General features: G+C 70.2%; 15 protein-coding genes. 7 read left to right on the top strand and 8 right to left on the bottom strand.

Features of this window, described 5'->3' with window-relative positions:
* Nucleotides 1-123 precede the first annotated feature (123 nt).
* From K1T34_RS33540 to K1T34_RS33530, 3 genes are all read left to right on the top strand, one after another.
* Nucleotides 124-1584 (top strand): cytochrome P450, encoded by a 1461-nt coding sequence (locus tag K1T34_RS33540; RefSeq protein WP_220238755.1) that lies wholly within the window; start codon nucleotides 124-126, stop codon nucleotides 1582-1584.
* 238 nt (nucleotides 1585-1822) lie between these two features.
* On the top strand, nucleotides 1823-3694 hold the full coding sequence (locus K1T34_RS33535; protein WP_220238754.1) for a diguanylate cyclase domain-containing protein: 1872 nt from the start codon (nucleotides 1823-1825) through the stop codon (nucleotides 3692-3694).
* A 72-nt stretch (nucleotides 3695-3766) separates the two neighbouring features.
* A complete protein-coding gene (locus tag K1T34_RS33530; RefSeq protein WP_220238753.1) occupies nucleotides 3767-4228 on the top strand; it encodes a peroxiredoxin in 462 nt (153 codons plus the stop codon).
* Nucleotides 4229-4259: 31 nt separating this feature from the next.
* Here K1T34_RS33530 and K1T34_RS33525 read toward each other — a convergent pair whose 3' ends face one another.
* The 4 genes from K1T34_RS33525 to K1T34_RS33510 form a co-directional block, all read right to left on the bottom strand.
* On the bottom strand, nucleotides 4260-4784 hold the full coding sequence (locus K1T34_RS33525) for a GNAT family N-acetyltransferase (protein WP_220238752.1): 525 nt from the start codon (nucleotides 4782-4784) through the stop codon (nucleotides 4260-4262).
* A gap of 93 nt (nucleotides 4785-4877) precedes the next feature.
* Nucleotides 4878-6080: an LCP family protein gene (locus K1T34_RS33520; protein ID WP_220238751.1), complete on the bottom strand. Its 1203-nt coding sequence runs from the start codon at nucleotides 6078-6080 to the stop codon at nucleotides 4878-4880.
* A 116-nt stretch (nucleotides 6081-6196) separates the two neighbouring features.
* Nucleotides 6197-7456 carry a cyclopropane-fatty-acyl-phospholipid synthase family protein gene (locus K1T34_RS33515; RefSeq protein ID WP_220238750.1) on the bottom strand — a complete coding sequence of 420 codons (1260 nt, stop codon included), beginning with the start codon at nucleotides 7454-7456 and terminating at the stop codon, nucleotides 6197-6199.
* A 90-nt stretch (nucleotides 7457-7546) separates the two neighbouring features.
* Complete coding sequence (locus K1T34_RS33510; RefSeq protein ID WP_255637737.1) at nucleotides 7547-8239, bottom strand: alpha/beta hydrolase; 693 nt, start codon at nucleotides 8237-8239, stop codon at nucleotides 7547-7549.
* Nucleotides 8240-8350: 111 nt separating this feature from the next.
* Here K1T34_RS33510 and K1T34_RS33505 point away from each other — a divergent pair, with 111 nt between their 5' ends.
* Nucleotides 8351-9079, top strand: a complete 729-nt coding sequence (locus tag K1T34_RS33505; RefSeq protein ID WP_220238749.1) for an SIS domain-containing protein — start codon at nucleotides 8351-8353, stop codon at nucleotides 9077-9079.
* A gap of 123 nt (nucleotides 9080-9202) precedes the next feature.
* Nucleotides 9203-10366, top strand: a complete 1164-nt coding sequence (locus K1T34_RS33500) for a serine hydrolase (protein WP_220238748.1) — start codon at nucleotides 9203-9205, stop codon at nucleotides 10364-10366.
* 52 nt (nucleotides 10367-10418) lie between these two features.
* Here K1T34_RS33500 and K1T34_RS33495 read toward each other — a convergent pair whose 3' ends face one another.
* Both K1T34_RS33495 and K1T34_RS33490 read right to left on the bottom strand, forming a co-directional pair.
* Nucleotides 10419-12287 carry an ABC transporter ATP-binding protein gene (locus K1T34_RS33495; protein ID WP_220238747.1) on the bottom strand — a complete coding sequence of 623 codons (1869 nt, stop codon included), beginning with the start codon at nucleotides 12285-12287 and terminating at the stop codon, nucleotides 10419-10421.
* A 116-nt stretch (nucleotides 12288-12403) separates the two neighbouring features.
* Nucleotides 12404-12844: a MarR family winged helix-turn-helix transcriptional regulator gene (locus K1T34_RS33490; RefSeq protein ID WP_220238746.1), complete on the bottom strand. Its 441-nt coding sequence runs from the start codon at nucleotides 12842-12844 to the stop codon at nucleotides 12404-12406.
* Between the two features lie 73 nt (nucleotides 12845-12917).
* Here K1T34_RS33490 and K1T34_RS33485 point away from each other — a divergent pair, with 73 nt between their 5' ends.
* Both K1T34_RS33485 and K1T34_RS33480 read left to right on the top strand, forming a co-directional pair.
* Nucleotides 12918-13790 carry an LLM class flavin-dependent oxidoreductase gene (locus tag K1T34_RS33485; RefSeq protein ID WP_220238745.1) on the top strand — a complete coding sequence of 291 codons (873 nt, stop codon included), beginning with the start codon at nucleotides 12918-12920 and terminating at the stop codon, nucleotides 13788-13790.
* A 71-nt stretch (nucleotides 13791-13861) separates the two neighbouring features.
* Entirely contained in the window at nucleotides 13862-15178 is a 1317-nt protein-coding gene (locus K1T34_RS33480; RefSeq protein ID WP_220247538.1) for a glycosyltransferase 87 family protein, read from the top strand.
* Here K1T34_RS33480 and K1T34_RS33475 read toward each other — a convergent pair.
* The gene (locus K1T34_RS33475) at nucleotides 15165-15374 is read right to left on the bottom strand and encodes a helix-turn-helix domain-containing protein (RefSeq protein WP_003071237.1); all 210 of its coding nucleotides are present in this window, start codon (nucleotides 15372-15374) and stop codon (nucleotides 15165-15167) included. The two genes, K1T34_RS33480 and K1T34_RS33475, sit on opposite strands and share 14 nt — an antisense overlap.
* A gap of 179 nt (nucleotides 15375-15553) precedes the next feature.
* Nucleotides 15554-17182: an ABC-F family ATP-binding cassette domain-containing protein gene (locus K1T34_RS33470; RefSeq protein ID WP_220238744.1), complete on the bottom strand. Its 1629-nt coding sequence runs from the start codon at nucleotides 17180-17182 to the stop codon at nucleotides 15554-15556.
* Between the last annotated feature and the right edge of the window lie 269 nt (nucleotides 17183-17451).

Raw genomic sequence — 17451 nt, 5'->3', positions numbered from 1 at the left:
CGCCCGGCACCGGATCTTCGTCAAGGATCACCCGGATGGAGCCGGCCAAAGGTATTGTCATTCGGTCAACAGCGCGGCACGGTGGAGGTCGGACCGGGGTTCCGCCAGTGAAGGCAGGTCGCCATGACGAGCGCAGTCGGCAAGGTCGGCAAGGTCGCCGAGAGCCTGCGTGAGCGGGTGCCCACGCTCACGTCGATGCCGCTGCCCCGCACCGTCGACCAGCGCTGGCAGGCGGCCACCTACCCCGTGCGCGAGCTCGCGGCGCCGCCCGCGGGCAGTGGCCTGAAGCCGGTGCTCGGCGACGACGGCCCGCCGGTCGTGGGCCACGCGCTGGAGATGATGCGCTTCGGCCTGGACTTCAGCTTCAGCCGCTACGAGAAGTACGGCCCCGTCTCGTGGATGGGTGGCTTCGGCCGCCGGATCGTCTCGCTGTCCGGCCCCGAGGCCACGCAGATCGCCCTGGTGAACAAGGACAAGGCGTTCTCGCAGGAGGGCTGGAAGTTCTTCATCGAGAAGTTCTTCGACCGCGGCCTCATGCTGCTCGACTTCGGCGAGCACCACCTGCACCGGCGGATCATGCAGAGCGCGTTCACGCGCGAGCGGCTCGTCGGCTACGTCGGGCAGATGGGCCCGGCCCTGCGCGCCGGCGTCGAGGCGTGGCCCGGCGGCACGCGGCCGCGGCTGTACTGGGCGCTCAAGCAGCTCACGCTCGACGTGGCGACGCGCGTGTTCATGGACATGCGCTCGCCCGACGACGCGATGCGGATCAGCCGCGCGTTCGTGAACACCGTGCGCGCGGGCACGGCACTGGTGCGCTACCCCGTGCCCGGCGGCCGCTGGTCCGCGGGCCTGCGCGGCCGGCGGCTGCTGGAGCGCTACTTCGGCGAGACCCTGCCGGAAAAGCGCCGCGCGGGCGGCGACGACCTGTTCGCCGCGCTCTGCACTGCCACCACCGAGGACGGCGACCGGTTCACCGACGCGGACATCGTGAACCACATGATCTTCCTGATGATGGCGGCGCACGACACCACGACCATCACCAGCAGCGCCATGGCCTACTACCTGGCCAAGCACCCGGAGTGGCAGGAACGCGCCCGCGCGGAGTCGCTCGCGCTCGGCGACGACGTGCCGGACATCGAGGCGCTGGAAAGCCTGGAAACGCTCGACCTCGTGATGAAGGAATCGCTGCGGCTGCGGGCCCCGGTGCCGTCGATGGCCCGCAAGACCACAAAGGACACGGAGGTGCTCGGTCACTTCATCCCCGAAGGCACGCTCGTCGGCGTCTCGCCGACGCTGAACCACTTCACCCCCGACTGCTGGACCGACCCGATGCGCTTCGACCCCGAGCGCTTCGCCGAGCCGCGGCGCGAGGACAAATCGCACCGGTTCGCGTGGATGCCCTTCGGCGGCGGTGCGCACAAGTGCATCGGGCTGCACTTCGGCAGCCTCGAGGTCAAGGCGCTGATGCACGAGATGCTGCGGACTTTCCGCTGGTCGGTGCCCCAGGACTACACCGCACGCTGGGACTACGTGTCGTTGCCGGTCCCCGCTGACGGACTGCCGGTGCGCCTCGAATATCGTTGACGGACGCTGCGGGAGGCGGGGAGCCGACGGTGCCGGAGAAACGGAAATCGGACGAACTGAAAAACACGTTCGAGCACTCAAGGTGACATCACGTCACCATTTGTGTACGGGTCATCACTCGTTCAGCCGGTAGACACCCCGTTTCGCGCATGATGCCGTGGCATCACTCACGGCCAACTCATACCTAGTGTGGGTCCATGAACCTTCACACCGGGTCTGAGCTGGCTTTAGTCCGCGCATGAAGAGGTGGAGTGTGCCTGAGCCTGGTGCCGCGCCAGGGTTGGTCGACGTCGCGCGCAAGTTCGCGACGACGCTGACCGACACGAAAGGAGTAACGCTTCCGCCCGCGGAATTGGAGCGTCTCCTGCTCTCCTTCGCCCAGGAGGTCACGGAGTTCGCGACCCCCGCGTACGAAGCCGCAGTCCTGCGCTTCACCACGCTCTTCTCCACCGCCCCGATCGGGATCGCGCTCGCCGATCCCTCCGGCGTGATCATGGAGGTCAACCTCGCGCTGGCCAAGCTGCTCGGCTCGACCCAGGACCGGCTCAGGGGCAAGCACCTCGCCGACCTGGCCGCCACCGAGCACGGCGCCACGCGGATCCGCGCCGGCCTCGAACGCCTCACCACCACCGACATCGGCAAGGTCATCGAGCGCGGCATCCGCCTCGACCACAGCGAGGACGGCGGCCTCACCACCAACGTCACGCTCGCGTGGCTGCCCGGCGACCGGCCCGACACCCACTTCCCGGTGCTGATGGCGGCCGACGCCGACGACCTGCACCTGCTCGGCGAACGCCTGATGCACCAGAACGTGCACGACCCGCTCACGGGTCTGCCGAACTCGCAGGCGTTCACCACCCGCGTCGAGGCCGCGCTCGCCGCGCCGCGCACCGAGCAGATCGCGCTGGTGTACCTCGACCTCGACGGCTTCAAGGTGATCAACGACGGCCTCGGCGCGGGTGTCGGCGACGAGGTGCTGAAAGAGGTCGCGAGCAAGCTGTCGGCGGTCTTCACCGGGCACCACGACGGGTACGTCGCCCGCCTGTCCGGCGACGGGTTCGCCGTGCTGCTGCGCGGCGAGGACCTCACACGGCAGCACGTGGTGAACCTCGTGGACCGCGCGCTGGAGGATCTCAACGAGCCGGTCTACCTGGGTGGCCACGGGATCGGGGTGAGCGCGAGCGTCGGCATCGTCGTGGGCGCGTGCCGCGACGGCGGGCACATCGAGCTGCGCCGGGCCGCGGAGCTCGCGCTGCACCGGGCGAAGGAACACGGCAAGGCGAAGTGGATGTTGTTCGACCCGGACGAGGACGCACGCGACCGCAGCCGCTACCAGCTCGGCGCCGTGATCGCGGGCGCGCTGGAGAACGGTGAGTTCTCCCTGATCTACCAGCCCACGGTGAAGCTCGCGAAGCCCGACGAGATCGCGGCCGTGAACGCCGGCCTGCGCTGGAACCACCCGGAGAAGGGCGAGCTCGACTCCGAGGACTTCTACCCGCTGGCTCAGACCACCGGCATGACGGTGCCGCTCGGCAAGTGGCTGCTCGCCGAGTCGCTGGCGGCCACGGCGCGCTGGCGCGAGCGGTTCGGCGACGCCGCGCCCGACGTCTGCATCCGGCTGCCGAAGCGCCTCGCCGCTGACGACGAGCTCGTGATGCTGGTCAAGGAGCAGCTCGACCGCCACGACCTGCCGGCCCGTGCGCTGCGCCTGTGCACCGACCGCGAGTCGATGTTCGACGACAACGGCGAGGTGCACGACTCCTTCACGGTGCTCGCCGACCTCGGCGCGCAGCTCGTGCTCACGATCTCCGGCTCGGCGGACCTCGAGCTGATCCCCCGCCACAGTCTGCCCATTCGGCACGTCATCCTCAGCGGCCCGGTCGTCGACGCGCTCGCCGACGGCGCCGCGGAGACCGACGTGCGCCACCTGCGTCAGCTGGTCGAGCGCGGCAAGGAGCTCAAGCTGCGCATCGGCGCCGAAGGGGTGCGAAGCGCCGAGCACGCGGCGCGGTTGCGCGAGCTCGGCGTGCTCGCCGCGCGCGGTTCGTTCGTCGCCGATTCGGCCACGGGCGACGAAGTGGACGAGATGATCGAGCGCCACGCCGGCTGACCCGTCCACCTGCGGTGCGGCTCCGAACACCGGGGAGGATCATCTCCCGCGGACCCGACCGAAAGGACCCCGATGGACACCGGCGACCTCGCGCCCGACTTCACCCTCTCCGACGACCAAGGCGACGACCGCACACTGTCGGACTTTCTGACATCCGGCCCCGTCGTGCTGTTCTTCTACCCCGCCGCCATGACGAGCGGCTGCACCGCGGAAAGCTGCCACTTCCGCGACCTGGCCGCCGAGTTCGCCGAGGTGGGTGCCCAGCGCGTGGGCATCAGCCCGGACGCCGTGGCCAAGCAGCGGGAGTTCTCCGCTGCCAACGGGTTCGACTACCCACTGTTGTCCGATGTGGACGGTGTGGTGGCGAAGCAGTTCGGCGCCTGGCGCAAGTTCATCCCGCTGCACACCAAGCGCACCACGTTCGTCATCGACACCGACCGGCGCGTGCTCGACGTGATCAAGAGCGAGCTGAACTTCACCGCGCACGCGGACCGCGCGCTGAAGGTGCTGCGCGAGCGCAAAAACGTCGCCTGATGCTTTCCTTGCCCGGCAAGGGATTCTCGGGTCAGTCCGGCCGCTGGATGCGCCACACGAAGTCGTTGCCCGAGCACGCCGGGGCCAGTGCGTCCGAGGCGGCTTCCTTGTGGTGCAAGGTGAATCCTAGCCGGGCGGGAATGGCACCACTGCGGGTGTTCAGCTCGTCGTGGAGGATGTCGACGTGGGGCGCGCCCAGGCGCCAGGCCTCGGCGACGAGCAGGGCGGTCGCGCGCGTGGCCAAGCCGCGGCCGGTGCACGGCTTCGCCAGCCAGTAGCCGATCTCGCGGCCGTCGCCGCGGCGCATCAGGCCGCAGCCGCCGGCCAGCGTGCCGTCGGCGGTGTAGATGCCGTATTCCCGCGCCTCACCCGACTCCCAGCGTTCGGCCGTGCCGGTGAGGAACTCCGTACCCTCGGCCGGGCCGTAGCTGTCGGTGGCCCAGACGAGCCACGCGCCGATGTGCTCGCGTGACGCCGAGACGGTGTCCACGAGCACGTCGAGGTCTTCGGAGCGCCAGCGGTTGAGGGTGACCACGCCGTCGGTGAGGGTGTCCATGTCCTCATGGTGGCACCGCAACAGCACTGCGACATCGAAATAACGCTGGGGCCCGCCGTTTTCCGGCGGGCCCCAGTGGTCGGTGCTCCTGAGCTAGTTGACGACGGCCGTGGGCGGCACCGGGGTGTCGTTCTTCAGCGCGTCGAACAGCTGCGCCGACTTCGTCTTGTCCCAGTGCTCGGCCGAGCCGTCGGTGACCGGCACCGTGCCGGTGAGCACGCCGTCGGACGAGATGCCGCGCATCGCGATCGCCAGGCCGGCCAGGTTGTGCACATGGTCACCCGAGTCCATCGTCAGCGCGTCGGGCGCCGAGGACAGGAGCGGGAAGAAGTCGAACGGGTTCAGCAAGGTCCCCGGGCTCGCGATCTGGCTCACGAGGGCACCGATGAACTTGCGCTGGTTGGCCACGCGGTCGAGGTCCGAACGCGGGGTCGCGCTGCTGTGGCGCATGCGGACGAACCCGAGCGACTCGCGCCCGTCCAGCGTCTGGCAGCCGGCCTTGATGTCGATGTTGGTGAACGTGTCGTGCATGTCCTTGTCCACGCACATGCCCACGCCGCCGATCGCGTCGACGATGTTGGCGAACCCGCCGAAGCCGATCTCGGCGTAGTGGTCCATCCGCAGGCCGGTGACGCCTTCCACGGTCTTGACCAGCAGGGCCGGGCCGCCGAGCGAGAACGCGGCGTTGATCTTGTTCGTGCCGTGGCCCGGGATCTTCACCTGGGAGTCGCGCGGCAGGCTCAGCAGCGTCGGCTTGGTGTCGTTGTCCGGGATGTGCGCGATCATGATCGTGTCGGTGCGCTGCCCGCCGCCGGCCGCCGCGACGTCACCGGTCGCCAGGCGTTCCTCGTCCGCGGCCGAGAGTCCGTCACGGCTGTCGGATCCCACGATCAGCCAGTTGGTGCCCGACGCGGCCGCGGGACGGCCGTCGTAGTCGGCCAGCGCGTCGACGCGCTTGATCGAGAACTCGAGGTAGGCCCAGATCCCGCCGAGGAACACGACGAAGATCAGCACCAGCGTCATCAGGACCTTGCCGAAGCTCCACCGGCGGCGCCGGCGCGGAGCCGGTCCGGGCGGCGGGGACTGGCGCGGCGGAGCGTGGCGAGGCGGTGCGGGCGGCGGGGGCACGGGAGCCTCGCCGCGCGAGCCCATGGGTCTGGTGCGCTCGTCGTACGGGCTGCTGCTCGTGCCCGGCAGCGGCATCATCTGTGCCCGCTGATGCTGCCGCGGGCGTGCGGCGGGCTGCGGTGGCCGGGGCGGCACCCGCCGCCTGCCGTCGTCGCCTCCGTACGTCATTGGCTTTCACCCAATCCCCGAATCCGGCAAAACTCGTGCGGCCCAGTGAACCGCACGTCCTCCACCAAAGGACGTGCGGCACCTGGTGCAGGTTCATCCGGCGGGGAATGGCCTGCTCAGCGGGGGTCTGCGAACCCGAACTGGTGCACCTTGATGTGCCCCGAACGGAACCCGGCCTCCGAATAGGCGAGGTAGAACTCCCACATCCGGTGGAACACGTCGTCGAAGCCGAAGCCGCGGATGTCGTCCCAGCGCTGGTGGAACCGCTCGCCCCACAGCTTGAGCGTGCGTGCGTAGTCCTGGCCGAACTCGCGCATCCCGGCCAGCTTGAGGCGAGTGTTGTCGCGCATGCCGTCCTCGATCGCCTGCACCGACGGGATGATGCCGCCCGGGAAGACGTACTTGTGGATCCAGCTGTACGACCTGGCCGCCGCCAGCATCCGGTCGTGGTCCATCGTGATGGCCTGCAGGCCGAAGCGCCCGCCCGGGTGCAGCCGCTTGCCGATCGTGGCGAAGAACGTGGGCCAGTAGGACTGCCCGACGGCCTCGATCATCTCCACGCTCACCACGGCGTCGTACTGGCCCGTGGCCTGGCGGTAGTCGCACAGCTGCACGTCGATGCGGTCGGACAGGCCCGCCTCGGCGATCCGCGCGTCGGCCAGCACCTTCTGCTCCTGCGAGATGGTCAGCGACGTCACCTTCGCGCCGCGCGAGGCCGCGCGGATCGACAGCTCGCCCCAGCCGGTGCCGATCTCCAGCACCTCGCTGCCCTCGCGCACGCCCGCGTAGTCCAGCACGCTGTCGAGCTTGCGGTGCTGGGCCTGAGTCAGGCCGTCAGCCGGGCCGAACAGCGCCGAGGAGTACATCATCGACTCGTCGAGGAACGCGCTGAACAGGTCGTTGGACAGGTCGTAGTGCCGGTGGATGTTCGACCGCGAGCCCTCGATCGTGTTCTCCTCGTGCGCCGGCTGCACGCGCTCGGCGAAGCGGCGGAACCGCTGCAGGAACGGCGGCACGACCGTGGCCAGCTTCTCGGCGAACGGCGTCAGCACTCCCGCGAGGTCCTCGGCGGTCCAGTCCCCCACCATGTACGACTCGCCGAAGCCGATCTTCGCGTCGGCGCCGAGGCGGTGGAAGAACGCCGAGGGCCGCAGGATGCGCATCTCCGGCGCTTCCGGGCCACCGGCACCCAGGACGGTGCCGTCGGGGAACGTGACCCGCAGGTCGAGGTTCTTCACGGCGCGACGGAAGAGCGCCTCCGCGGCCCGCGCGCGCAGCGGCGAGTGCGGCGGCGTGGCCAGTCCCGGCCACCGGGTTTCGTCGGGCACCGGCTGCGAGGCGGGCCCCGCCGCTCGGTCAACACTTGAGGTGGACAAGACACTCCCTCCGGAATGGGCCCATCGGCCCACATCTGATGGTATTCCCGGCACACGCGACCTGCGCTGCGCGGTTGTCACCGGATCCGGTCACACGGGGATGCGCAGCCGCTCGTCCGCGGGCCGGGTCCACGCCTGCCGGAGAGTTTCGTCGGTCTCCCCCGCGTCGATCGCTTCCAGTGTGAAAGCACACATCAGCCTGGTCCAGACCGCCGGGCGCTTGATCATCGCGTGACCCTCGCCGGTGACCTCGAAGCGCGCGAGGCGCTTGGCGAGCTCCCGCGCACGCTCGGCGAAGGCGTGGGAATCACGCGGTGAGGTGATCCGGTCGCGCGTGCCGTGCAGCATGACCACGGAGCGGCCCGTGACGGCGTCCACGGGCTCGCCGGCCGGCGTCCACGGTGCGAGGGCGCACACGCCCACCACGGCGGGGTCGTCGGCCACGCGCAGCACCACCCGTCCGCCCATCGAGTGCCCGACGAGCACGACGGGCAGGCCCGGGTGTTCGGCGCGGACGCGCTCCAGCGCCCAGCGGGCGTCGTTCACCGGGTCTTCCTCGGGCGCGTTCCAGCCGTAGCGGCGGTTGCGCACCAGGCGCACCTCCAGGCCCGCCGCGCGGCCCGCGCGGTGCAGGGCGCGGGCCAGCGGCACCATGCGCAGGTACGCCAGCCGCCACGGCCCCACGGCCGCGATGCCGTGCTCGGCGCCGCCGTGCAGCACCAGCGCCACCGCCCTCGTCCGCCCGTGCGCGCGCCGCACCGAAACGACGGGTACTCCGTCCACGTGCCGCCTCCCAGTCACCGGTACGCCCGGATGATCAGCTCTCACGCTAATCCACCACGAAGCGTGTCCAAGCGATACATTTGGCGCCCGAACCCGCGACGAAGGGCAGGTGTGGTGAGCGCCACGGAAATCTGGAAGAGCACCTCGGAAAAGCTCGCGGCCGCGCGGGAGGCCAACGCCGAAGCGCTGACGGCGGCGGCCGACCTCGTCCTCGGGGTCATCCGGTCCGACGCCCTCGTGTTCACCGCCGGTGCCGGGCACTCGCTCGCCGCGGTCGCCGAGACGTTCTACCGCGCGGGTGGCCTCGCCTGCGTCTACCCGCTGTACCACCCGGAGCTGCTGCCCCTGCACGGCGCGCAGCACAGCACGAAGACCGAGCGCCGCAGCGGGCTCGCCGAAGAGGTGCTGGCCGAGCGCGCGCCGGGCCCCGACGACGTGCTCGTGGTGTTCTCGACGTCCGGCGTGAACCCGTACCCGGTGGAACTGGCTGCCGGTGCCCGCCGCCGGGGCGCGTCGGTGATCGCCGTGACGTCGCGCGCGTGCGTGGCCGCGGCGCCGCGCCGCTCGGCGACGACGCTGGTCGAGGAGGGCACGGTCGTGCTCGACTCGCTCGTGATCCCCGGCGACGCGAGCCACCCGGCCGCCGCGCCGCGCACCGCACCACTGTCCACTGTGGTCAACGCGTTCCTGTGGAACCTGATCCTGGCGGAGGTCTACGACCGCGGGACGGCCGAGGGCATCGACGTCCCGCTGTGGCGAAGCTCCAATGTGGAGGGCGGCGACGAGGCCAACACGGCCCTGCTCGCCAAGTACGGCCCCCGCGTGCCCGCACTGCGGTAGCCCGTCGCGAACCGGGGTCGCACCCGGCGAAAAAGGACCGGGCCCGGCAGGTCTTGACGGGCCCGGTCCGCCCTTCTAACTTCGGCGTACCGACCAGTCGGTGTCGAGTGGAGGCGGGCCAGCATGGATGATGAGACGGCCGTGCCCCTGCACGGCACCTGCGCGCCCGGGTTCGAGGCGGTGCAGGACGCGTTCGTCGAGAACATCTCCGAGCGCGACGAGCTGGGCGCGGCCTTCGCCGTGACCCATCACGGCGAGGTCGTGGTCGATCTCTGGGCCGGCTGGGCGGATCCGGGCCGCACCACGCCGTGGCGGCCGGACACGCTGACCAATGTCTGGTCCACCACCAAGGGCATGGCGGCGATCTGCGCGCACCAGCTCGCCGACGCCGGCGAGCTGGACCTCGACGCCCCCGTGGCGCGGTACTGGCCCGAGTTCGCTACGGCGGCCAAGCAGGACATCCCGGTGCGGTGGCTGCTCTCGCACCGCTCCGGTGTCGTCGGCATCGGCCTGGCGCGCCCGGTGAAGGTCGAGGAGCTCTACGACTGGGACCACATCACGGGGCTGCTGGCCGCGCAGGAACCGCTGTTCCCGCCCGGCTCGGCCAGCGGGTACCACGCGCTGTCCTACGGATTCCTCGTCGGCGAGGTCGTGCGCCGCGTGGCCGGGCAGGGCATCGACGCGTTCTTCGCCGAGCACGTCGCAGGTCCCCTCGATGCGGATTTCTCCATCGGCGTCAGGGAAGCCGACCTCGGGCGCTGCTCGACGCTCGTGGAGCCGGTGCTCACGCCGGAGATGACCACGGCGCTCACCGAGGCGTTCGCGAACGCCGGCCCGGTCGCGCTCGCCGCCATGGCGAACCCGCGCGTGGAAGGCCACCACGCCAACGATCCCGCGTGGCGGCGCGCCGTGATGCCCGCGCTCAACGGCCACGGCACGGCGAAGGGGCTCGCGATCATCTACGGCGCGCTGGCCGACGGCTCCGAACGCCTGATCTCGGCCGGCGCGCTCGCCCGGGCCCGCGAAGGCCAAGGCGCCTCGGTCGACGTGGTCGCCGGCGTGCCCAACGAGTGGGCGCTGGGTTTCTACCTCGGCAGCGACGCACGCGGCTTCGGTCCCAACCCGGCCGCGTTCGGCCACGACGGCCTCGGCGGCTCGTCCGGTGGCGCCGACCCGGAGGCCGGCGTGGGCTTCGGTTACGTGATGAACCGCATGGGCCCGTTGCTGCGTGACGACCCGCGCAAGATGGCGCTCGTCAACGCGACCTTCGCCTGCCTCGAACACTGAGCGGATACGCCAAGGGCGCCTCGAGTCTTCTCGAGGCGCCCTTCACAGTGTGTCACGCGACGGCCGTCGGCTCCTCGTCGAACTGCGTGCGGTGCAGCTCGGCGTAGCGGCCGCCGAGGGCCAGCAGCTGTTCGTGCGTGCCGCGTTCGACGATCCGGCCGTCCTCGACGACCAGGATCAGGTCGGCGGCGCGGACGGTCGAGAGCCGGTGCGCGATCACGAGCGCCGTGCGGCCTTCGAGCGCACCCGTGAGGGCCTCGCCGACCGCGGCCTCCGATTCGGAATCCAGGTGCGCCGTGGCCTCGTCCAGCACCACGACCTTCGGCTGCGCCAGCAGGAGCCGCGCGATGGTGAGCCGCTGGCGTTCGCCGCCGGAGAGGCGGTAGCCGCGTTCGCCGACGGTCGTGTCGAGGCCGTCGGGCAGCGACTGCACCAGGTGGGCCAGGCGGGCCTGCTCCAGCGCGGCCCAGATCTCGTCGTCGGTCACGCCCGGGCGGGCGTAGGCCAGGTTGGCGCGGATGGTGTCGTGGAACAGGTGCCCGTCCTGCGTCACCACGCCCACGGTGGCGCGCAGCGCCGCGAAGTCCAGGTCGCGGACGTCCACATCGGACAACCGGACCGCACCACCGTCCACGTCGTAAAGGCGCGGCAGCAGCGAGGCGATGGTCGACTTGCCGGCACCCGAGGAGCCGACCAAAGCCACCATCTGTCCCGGTTCGGCGCGGAAGCTGATGCCGTGCAGCACCTCTTCGCCCCCGCGGCTGTCCAAAGTGGCCACGTCTTCCAGCGACGCCAGCGAGAACCGGTCGGCCGCCGGGTACCCGAAGCGCACGTCCTCGAACTCCACGGCCACGCCGCCCGCGGGCAGCGCCTTCGGCTTCGCCGGTTCCTTGATCATCGGGTCGAGGTCGAGCACCTCGAAGACCCGCTCGAACGACACCAGCGCGGTCATCACGTCCACGCGGACGTTGGCCAGCGCCGTGAGCGGCGCGTAGAGGCGGGTCAGCAGCAGCGCCAGTGCCACCACGGTGCCGGGCGCGATCTGGCCGGTGAAGGCGAGGTAGCCGCCGAGGCCGTAGACCAGTGCCTGCGCGAGCGCCGACACGAGCGTGAGGCTGGTCATGAACCAGCGGGTGAGCATCGCGGTGCGCACGCCGATGTCGCGCACGCGCCCGGCGCGGTCGCTGAACTCGCCGACTTCCTGGCGCGGCCGGCCGAACAGCTTCACGAGCGTGGCGCCCGGCGCCGAGAACCGCTCGGTCATCTGCGTGGTCATGCCGGCGTTGAGCTGCGCCGACTCGCGCTGCAGCCCGGCCATCCGGCGGCCCAGCCGGCGTGCCGGGAGCACGAAGATCGGCAGCAGCACCAGCGCGAAGACCGTGACCTGCCACGACAGCGTCACCATCACCGCGAGCGAGAGCACGAGCTGGATCACGTTGGTGACCAGGCCCGAGAGCGTCGCGGTGAACGTGCGCTGCGCGCCGATCACGTCGTTGTTGAGCCGGCTCACCAGCGCGCCGGTACGGGTGCGCGTGAAGAACGCGATGGGCAGCTTCTGCACGTGCGCGAACACGGCGACGCGCAGGTCGAGGATGATCCCCTCGCCGATGCGCGCCGACTGCCACCGCTCCGCCAGCCCCAGCCCGGCGTCGAGGATGGCGAGCACCGCGATCACCACGGCGAGCCAGATGATCAGCGGCAGGTCCTGGTGACCGACGATCGCGTCGACGACCTTGCCCGCCAGCACGGGCGTGGTCACCGCCAGCACGGCGGACACCACCGTCAGAACCAGGAAGACGAGCAGCCGCACCCAGTGCGGACGAGCGAAGCGCCCGACCCGTTTCACGGTGCCGCGCGTGAGCGCCCTCGGCGTGTCGGCCCCGCGCATCGCGGAGCCGAGCAACGCCCACGTGTTGTCCATGTGGAGCCTTTCCCCCGGTCGACAAAACTTCTATATTACTTGAGCTTTTTTCCAGAGATGCCCAGCACAACGCCGGTTCGTCCCGAGTTCTTCCCTGTGGCGTCCACCCGGGGCGTTCACCGGCGGTGAACAACCGCCCGCAGCGCCTCGCGCAGCGCGTCGGCCTCGCGCCCGTCGAGCGGGTCCAGCAGCCGCCGTTCGGCCTCCTCTGACGCCTCGGTGGCCGCCTTCAGCACGCGCAGCCCCTCCTCCGTCGGCGTCACGATCCGGCGGCGGCGATCGGCGGGATCGACGTGGCGCCGCACGAGCGCCTTGTCCTCCAGTTCGTCGACGAGCTGCACCATGGTCGTCCGGTCCACGCCGAGCCGCGCGGCCGCCTCCTGCTGCGCCTGCGGCTCGCCGTCGGCCAGCAGCGCGAGCACGGCGACCTGCCGCCCGGTCACCCCGTGGGGTGCGAGTAGCGGCTCCTGCAGCTCGGCCAGCCGCAGCTGCGCATGCTTGAGCAGATAACCGAGCCGGCGGGTCACGACGGCCGGGGTTTCGGGGGCACTCGACATGAACCGCATCCTAGCCCTACCCTGATCATCAGTAGTCCTGATGATTTCTGTACCTGACGATCAGGAGTCCCCCATGGTGACCTTCGGACTGAAACCCGCCCAGCAGTTCACGGACGTCGCGACGCTGCGCGAGATCTGGGCGATCGCCGACGACGCGCGGTTCGACGGCCTCTGGACCTTCGACCACTTCGCCCCCATGGGCCCCGTCCGCACCGGCGCCGTCTTCGAGGCCTGGACCCTGCTCGCCGCCATGTCCGAGGCCACGCACCACGTCCGGATCGGCTGTCTGGTGTCGGGCAACACCAACCGGCACCCGGCCGTGCTGGCCAAGATGGCCGCGACGATCGACCACCTCTGCGGCGGCCGGCTCGACGTGGGCCTCGGCGCGGGTGGCGACGAGCTCGCCGACACGATGCTCGGCATGCCGACCCCGCCGGCCCGCGAACGCGTCGAGCGGCTCGCCGAGGCGTGCACCGTCCTCGACCTGCTGTGGACGCGCCCGGTCGCCGACTTCAGCGGTGCCCACTACCGGCTGACGGCCGCGACGAGCGACCCGAAACCCGTGCAGACGCCGAAGCCGCCGCTGTGGCTCGGCAGCAACGGCGAGCGCCGCGGCCTGCGGATCGTCGCCGAGCACGCCGACGTGTGGCTCAACGCGAGCCTGCCGGGGACGCCCGTCGAGGAGCTCACGCGGCTTTCGGGCGTGCTCGACCGGCACTGCGCGGCGGTCGGCCGTGGCCCGGCGACGGTGCGCCGGGCCGTGCAGTTCCGGCTCTCGGCCGAGGACGACGACACCCTGCGCGAGGCGCGGACCTACCTCGACTCCGGGTTCACCGACCTCGTCCTCATGCTCCCGTCCACCGGCGACACCGTGGGCCGGGCGAAGCAGGCGGCCGCACTGCTCCCGCGGCTGCGCGAACTGGGCCGAACGGGCGAGCACGGGTGATCCGGACGCCCTCGGTAGCCTGACGCGACGGGGACGGCCAGGTTCGTGAGGGGGAAGCGGTGCATCTGCTGATGGCGCCGGCCCGGGCCGCCGCGGACCGGGCCCGGCGCGTCTTCACCTGGGATCTCGTGTTCTACCTGGGCTGCTTCGCCTTCGCGTTGATCAGCGCGCTCAAGTCCGAGTTCTACGGCTACCGCATCTGGGCCAACTTCGCGACGGCCGCGTACGGCTTCGCCGCGGCCCACAGCGGCTGGCTGCTCGTGTCGGCACGGCTCGGGCGCACGCCCCGCGGCCCGCTCGGCTCGCGGTGGTGCTCGATCGCGGTGATCGGGTTGTTGGCGATGATCATCCCGCTCGTGGTGCTCGTTATTCGCCGACTGACCGGGGTCGACTGGCTCGTCACGCCGTTCTCGTGGGCCGCGCAGCCCGAAGTGTGGGTGATCGAGCGCAGCGCGAGCCTGCTGCTTCAGCACGGCACGCCCTACGTCGACGTCACCGCTCTCGGGCGCGCTCCCGAGGTGAACGACTACACGCCCTACGGGCCCGTGATGACAGTGTTCGGCCTTCCGCGCGCGTTGTTCGGGGGAACGCCGTTCACCAATGCGCTCACCGATGCCCGGTGGATGTTCGCACTTTGTGCGTCTCTCTGTGTGATCGCCTCACTACGAATGCTGAAATGGCCGAGAATTCCGGTTCTTTCGGCACAATTGGCAATCGCGTGCCCACTCACCGCATTGACTTGGGCCGTCGCCGGTCCCGATCTCGCCATTGTGGGACTGCTCGTGCTCGCGTGCGCACTCGCTGCAACCGGGCGCGCGGGCTGGTCGGGTTTCGTGCTGGCACTCGTGATCAGCGCGAAGCTCATCGTCGCGCCGGCCGCGGCCGTGCTCGCGGTCTTCGTGTTCTGCCGTACGCACAACGGAAATTCACGCGACCGCAGAGCGCTCGCGTGGTTCGTGACCACTTTGGTCAGTGCGACCGTGGTGCTGCACCTGCCGGTGTACCTGGTCGCCCCGGACGCGTTCGTGGAGCACGTGATCCGGTTTCCGCTCGGGATGGGCGTGGTGCGCTCCCCCGCGGCGAGCCCGCTTCCGGGCCACCTGATCGCGGAAACCGGCTCAGCGGGCCGCGTGATCTCACTCGTCCTGGTGGCGGCCGCAGCAGTGGCGATGCTGGTGTGGCTGGTGCGCCGTCCCCCCGCGACGGGATCCGCCGCGCTCTTGCGGATCGCCGTCGGGCTCGGCGCGTTGGTCCTGCTCACCCCGGCAACCCGCTACGGCTACCTGGTTTATCCGTTGGTGCTGCTCGGAGGAGTGCTGACGTTCCGAGCGGCCGAACAGGGACTGCGCCCCCCGCGCAGTCGGCCTGGTACTGCTACTTCTTCTTGACCCGCGTGGCCCCGCCGCGCCCCCGCAGCTGGACCCCGGACTCAGAGAGAACACGGTGCACGAACCCGTAGGAACGCCCCGTGGACTCAGCAAGGGCCCGGATGCTCGAGCCCTTCTCGTATTTCTTCTTCAGGTCAGCGGCCAGCTTGTCGCGCGTGTTGCCGGTGATCCGCGCGCCTTTCTTGAGATCAGCCACGTCGATCGCCTTCCCGCCGAGTGGAGTTCTGGGCCATTTGACGGCCCCTGCCGGGGCAATGATCGAACACGAAGCCCAGGAATGCCAGACGACAGACGTAAAACGAGCGAAATTGCGATCACATTGGGCCATTCAAGTGCTTCACGAGGCGTGACAAGCACCCAAATGGCCGTATCTGATCACGCTAGCTGGACAAGTTCCAGATAATCCGGGGACCAATGATCCTCGGTCCCGTCGGGCAGCAGGATCACGCGCTCGGGCTCCAGCGCCTCGACCGCACCCGGGTCGTGCGTCACCAGCACCACGGCGCCCGCGAAGCTGCGCAGGGCGTCCAGGACCTGCGCACGGCTGGCCGGATCGAGGTTGTTGGTCGGTTCGTCCAGGAGCAGCACGTTCGCCGCACTGGAGACGAGTCCGGCCAGCGCCAGGCGGGTCTTCTCGCCGCCGGAAAGCGTGCCGGCGGGCTGGTCGAGTTGTTCACCCGTGAACAGGAACGAACCGAGCAGGTTCCGCAACTCCTGCGCGCCCGTGTCCGGCGCGAGGTGTCGGATGTTTTCCCACACGCTCGCATCGTGGTCGAGAGTTTCGTGTTCCTGTGCGTAATAGCCCAAACGCAATCCGTGACCCGGCTCGACGGAACCCGTATCCGGAGTTTCCATTCCGCCGAGCAGCCGGAGCAATGTCGTCTTTCCGGCACCGTTCAAACCGAGTACGACGACCTTCGAGCCGCGGTCGATCGCCAGATCGACTCCGGTGAAGATCTCGAGCGAGCCGTAGGACTTCGACAGCCCGTCGGCCGTGAGCGGCGTGCGTCCGCACGGGGCGGGTTCCGGGAACTTGATCCGCGCGACCTTGTCGGCCTGACGCGTGTCGTCGAGCTGCGAGAGCATCTGCTCCGCGCGGCGCGCCATGTTCTTGGCCGCCACGGCCTTCGTCGCCTTGGCCCCGAGTTTCGCGGCCTGCTGCTGCAACGCCGACGCCTTCTTCTCGGCGTTTGCGCGCTCGCGGCGGCGGCGCTTCTCGTCGGTGGCGCGCGCGTCGAGGTAGCGCTGCCAGCTCATGTTGTAGAGGTCGATCTCGCCGCGCGTGGCGTCGAGGAACCAGACCTTGTTCACGACGTCGGCGAGCAGCTCCACGTCGTGGCTGATCACCACGAGACCGCCGTCATGTTGCTTGAGGAAGCCGCGCAGCCACGTGATCGAGTCGGCGTCGAGGTGGTTGGTCGGCTCGTCGAGCAGCAGGATCGTCTCGGACTTGCCGCCCGCGCCGGCCTCGGCGGCCGCGAACAGGATGCGCGCCAGCTCCACCCGCCGGCGCTGGCCGCCGGAGAGCGTGTTGAGCGTCTGCGCGAGCACGCGGTCGGCGAGACCGAGGTTCGAGCAGATGCGCGCGGCCTCGCTCTCGGCGGCGTACCCGCCCAGGGAGGCGAACCGCTCTTCGAGGCGGCTGTAGCGGTTGATGGCCTTGTCGCGCTGGTTGTCGTCGACGAGCTCGGACATCGCGGTCTGCGCCTTTTCCATGTCGCGCAGCAGCGTGTCGAGGCCGCGCGCGGACAGCACGCGGTCCTTCGCCGTGACGGACAGGTCGCCCTCGCGCGGGTCCTGCGGCAGGTAGCCGAGCTCGCCGCTGCGGCGGACTTCGCCCGCGTGCGGTTCGCCCTCGCCCGCGAGAACCTTCAGCGACGTGGTCTTGCCGGCGCCGTTGCGGCCGACGAGGCCGATGCGGTCGCCGGGCTGGATGCGGAGGGCGGCGCCGTTCAGCAGGATGCGCGAGCCGGCACGCAGCTCGAGGCCAGTGGCCGTGATCAAGAGAACTCCCGGATTCGGGGGTGAACGTGGACAGCGGCAGGCACCGGCATCGCTCGCCGTCTCCGCTCCCTGCGAAGATCGGTCACGAGCGCCCGATGCGGCAGCTACTCCGTGAGGATTTCCCGTTCCACGTGACCCAGTGTACGGGGCGACGCCGAACGGTTTTCCGCCGCGTGGCGGGTCTCACGCTTCCCCTGGAACCGCGTCCGTGAAGATCGCCTGTTCGGCCGCGTCCGTCCAGCGCCACCGCGTCCACTTCGGACAGCCAC

Source organism: Amycolatopsis sp. DSM 110486, from assembly GCF_019468465.1.
In the GTDB taxonomy this organism is placed as follows: domain Bacteria; phylum Actinomycetota; class Actinomycetes; order Mycobacteriales; family Pseudonocardiaceae; genus Amycolatopsis.
The sequence above is the reverse complement of the archived record's forward strand: the minus strand, read 5'-3'. Positions and strand labels throughout refer to the sequence as shown.

Coding starts and splice junctions, on each gene's coding strand:
- K1T34_RS33520 (WP_220238751.1), bottom strand. CDS start 6,080: ATGACGTACGGAGGCGACGACGGCAGGCGGCGGGTGCCGCCCCGGCCA.
- K1T34_RS33525 (WP_220238752.1), bottom strand. CDS start 4,784: ATGGACACCCTCACCGACGGCGTGGTCACCCTCAACCGCTGGCGCTCC.
- K1T34_RS33480 (WP_220247538.1), top strand. CDS start 13,862: ATGGCGCCGGCCCGGGCCGCCGCGGACCGGGCCCGGCGCGTCTTCACC.
- K1T34_RS33530 (WP_220238753.1), top strand. CDS start 3,767: ATGGACACCGGCGACCTCGCGCCCGACTTCACCCTCTCCGACGACCAA.
- K1T34_RS33535 (WP_220238754.1), top strand. CDS start 1,823: ATGAAGAGGTGGAGTGTGCCTGAGCCTGGTGCCGCGCCAGGGTTGGTC.
- K1T34_RS33500 (WP_220238748.1), top strand. CDS start 9,203: ATGGATGATGAGACGGCCGTGCCCCTGCACGGCACCTGCGCGCCCGGG.
- K1T34_RS33485 (WP_220238745.1), top strand. CDS start 12,918: ATGGTGACCTTCGGACTGAAACCCGCCCAGCAGTTCACGGACGTCGCG.
- K1T34_RS33490 (WP_220238746.1), bottom strand. CDS start 12,844: ATGTCGAGTGCCCCCGAAACCCCGGCCGTCGTGACCCGCCGGCTCGGT.
- K1T34_RS33495 (WP_220238747.1), bottom strand. CDS start 12,287: ATGGACAACACGTGGGCGTTGCTCGGCTCCGCGATGCGCGGGGCCGAC.
- K1T34_RS33540 (WP_220238755.1), top strand. CDS start 124: ATGACGAGCGCAGTCGGCAAGGTCGGCAAGGTCGCCGAGAGCCTGCGT.